Source organism: Streptomyces sp., assembly GCF_031178505.1.
GTDB lineage: Bacteria > Actinomycetota > Actinomycetes > Streptomycetales > Streptomycetaceae > Streptomyces > Streptomyces gulbargensis.
This window is the reverse complement of sequence record NZ_JAPSIW010000890.1, coordinates 1-2,567: the sequence shown is the minus strand read 5'-3', so window position 1 is coordinate 2,567 and position 2,567 is coordinate 1. Positions and strand designations below refer to the sequence as shown.

3 protein-coding genes and 1 pseudogene are annotated in these 2,567 nt (G+C 67.6%); all 4 read right to left on the bottom strand.

Annotated elements, in window-relative coordinates; all coding sequences use genetic code 11:
- Positions 1 to 183: pseudogene (locus RIF68_RS34035) on the bottom strand (short-chain dehydrogenase); the annotation flags it as partial.
- A gap of 31 nt (positions 184 to 214) precedes the next feature.
- Positions 215 to 1,615, bottom strand: a complete 1,401-nt coding sequence (locus RIF68_RS34030; RefSeq protein WP_309055331.1) for a PfkB family carbohydrate kinase — start codon at positions 1,613 to 1,615, stop codon at positions 215 to 217.
- Positions 1,616 to 2,305 carry an SIS domain-containing protein gene (locus RIF68_RS34025; RefSeq protein ID WP_375165784.1) on the bottom strand — a complete coding sequence of 230 codons (690 nt, stop codon included), beginning with the start codon at positions 2,303 to 2,305 and terminating at the stop codon, positions 1,616 to 1,618. It lies immediately after the preceding gene.
- Positions 2,302 to 2,567 (bottom strand): glycosyltransferase (locus RIF68_RS34020; RefSeq protein WP_375165783.1); only part of this gene is annotated, 266 nt, incomplete at its 5' end. The genes RIF68_RS34025 and RIF68_RS34020, both read right to left, overlap by 4 nt.

Genomic DNA, 2,567 nt, shown 5'->3' with positions numbered 1-2,567 from the left:
GCGGTCCGATACATCCACCTCAAGCGCCTTCACACCGGATGTGCCGCTGATGTCGCGGTCGAGCACCACGGGGGTGCCGCCGGCGTCGAGCACGCTCGCAACTACTGCTGCGCCGAGGCCCGAGGCTCCTCCGGTCACAAGTACTCGCCCTGGATTGAAAGTGTTCGCAGCTGTGTCAGCCATTCATCTTCTCCTCTTGTTGGTATGCCTGCAGTTACCCCACCTCGGCGAGCGCCGCGGCCAGGGAAGTTGTTGATCGTGCGGGGATATAGGGAACAGTCACGGTCTGACCACCCCAGGAGCGGAGCAGCGCAGCTTCCGGCAACTCCGCAGTGGAGTAGTCGCCGCCCTTCACCCAGACATCCGGCCGGAGGGTAGCGAGGGCGTCCTCCGGGGTGTCCTCTCCGAAGATGTAGACAGCATCCACGCAGCCGAGCGCTTCGAGCAGTTCGGCGCGGTCGTCCTGCCCCATGATCGGCCGCTCGGGTCCCTTGAGCCTGCGCACCGACTCGTCGGAGTTCAGGCACACAATCAGGCAGTCGCCGAGCTTGCGGGCTGCCGCCAATGTTCGGGCGTGGCCGGCGTGCAGCAGGTCGAAGCACCCTCCGGTTGCCACCACGGTGCCGCCTGCCTCGCGGGTTGCGTGAGCAACCTGCAGGGCGTCCACGGCCGGGCCGTGGAGCGCGGTGGGTGCAGGCTCACCGTGCAAGGAAGCGACTCCGCCCGCAGCCAGGAAGTCGGCCGCGCTGTTCACGGCATCCTGGGTCGCTTCGGTCAGCGATGCGCCCGAACCAAGCCGCAGTGCGAGCGTTGCGCAGAAGCGGTCACCCGCGCCACAGGGGTCATCCACCCTCACCGAGGGTGCGGGGATGAGATGCGGCAGTTCACCGCTCTGGCCCTGGATGTGCACCAGGGCTCCGCGGTCGCCCATCGTCACGACGACGGCACGGCTGCCCCACCGGCCCTCCAGTTCCTTGGCGGCGTCCGCAGCAGCCCGTACAACATCGTTCTGCTCCGATCCCCCAACGCCCGCTGCTTTCAGCGCCTCGAGAAGGTTTGGAGTAACGGCGGCTACGCCGCGCACGGGATCCGGTCCTGAGGGGTGCGGGTCCCACACAATGGGAACCTGTGGCGCGATCCGTTCGAGCAAGGCCCTCAGATCCGCATTGGCGGCGAGACCGCGCCCGTAGTCCGACACGAGTACGACGTCGGCCGCCTCCACAGCTTCGAGCATTTCGCTGGTCACGTCAGGCACAGGAGCCTGAGCACAGCCCTCATCGAAGCGGACCACAGCCTGGTTCCCCGCGCGGATGCGGGTCTTGACCGGCGTGGGTGCCCCCGAGGGACCGACAACGAGCGGAATGTCCGCGAGCTCAGTGCGCAGGTTAGGCGCGGCGTCGTCCTCGGACAGAACAGTCACCAGACGGACCTGGTGATCGGCCCGCCCATCGAATTGCCGCTGCAGCATACGGGCCACAAGTCCGGCTCCGCCCGCCCGACGACGGGTTTCGCCCACGTCTACCACGGGCACCGGCGCGTCCGGCGTCAGCCTAGTTGCTTCCCCGCTCAGATCCTGGTCAAGAAGCACGTCCCCGACCACAACGATTCTCACCATCTAGCCCTCCTGTTCCCGGCAACGCGCCACTTCGCCATCAAAAGCCCGGCAGAGAGCGTGCACCGCAATCAAGTGCCCCTCCTGGGCGTTGGCGGAGCGTCCGTCGATCGCTACATGGTCATCGCATACGTTGGTCAGCGGATTCGGTCCGGCTCCGGTGAGTGCCCAGGTGGTCACTCCCACCTCGCGGGCAGCTTCCGCCGCCAGCAGCAGGTTGGGGCTCTTGCCGCTGGTGCTCATCAGCATCAGAACGTCACCCTTCCGGCCGTGGGCCCGCACCTGTCGGGCAAACACGTTCTCGTACCCGTAGTCGTTGGCGAGTGCCGTGACCGCCGAGGACTCGGCGTGGAGGGAGATCGCCGAAAACGGTTCTCGTTCGCCGTCAAACCGGCCCACCAGCTCGGCGGTGAGGTGCTGGGCCTCCGCTGCGGAGCCGCCGTTGCCGGCAGCGAGGAGCCGCTGCCCGCGCATAAGGCGGTCTGCGAGATCCACTCCCCAGTCGGCGAGCTTTCCCGCCGAGGACATCAAGGATTCGACCGCCGGCAATACGTGTTGAAGGTGCTCGACGACGGCGTCCAGCGCCGCGGTGTCCCCGGCACCGGGAAGCGGTGCAGGATCGGGCAGCACCGGGACGGGGGTCAGGCCCTGGCGACGGCCGGGGCGGAACAGGGCAAGGCGTTCGGCGTTCATTGTGCGCTCCTTCCGGACGTCTGCAGGTCCTGTACTGCAGCGCCGGAGGCGGCTGCGCGCCGTCGTCGTCCGCTGGCCCTGCCGTTCATCTGGTTCAGCGTCAGCTGGTAGACCTTCTCGGTGTCCAGGGCAATGCGGTCCCAGGAGTAGCGCGCGTGGACGCGGTCATGGCCGGCGCGGCCAAGTTCGCTTGCCATGTCAGGGTCACCCACCACCTTTGCGACGGCGTCTGCGAGCGCCTCAGGGTCCCGCGGCGGGACAT

Coding starts and splice junctions, on each gene's coding strand:
- RIF68_RS34030 (WP_309055331.1), bottom strand. CDS start 1,615: ATGGTGAGAATCGTTGTGGTCGGGGACGTGCTTCTTGACCAGGATCTG.
- RIF68_RS34025 (WP_375165784.1), bottom strand. CDS start 2,305: ATGAACGCCGAACGCCTTGCCCTGTTCCGCCCCGGCCGTCGCCAGGGC.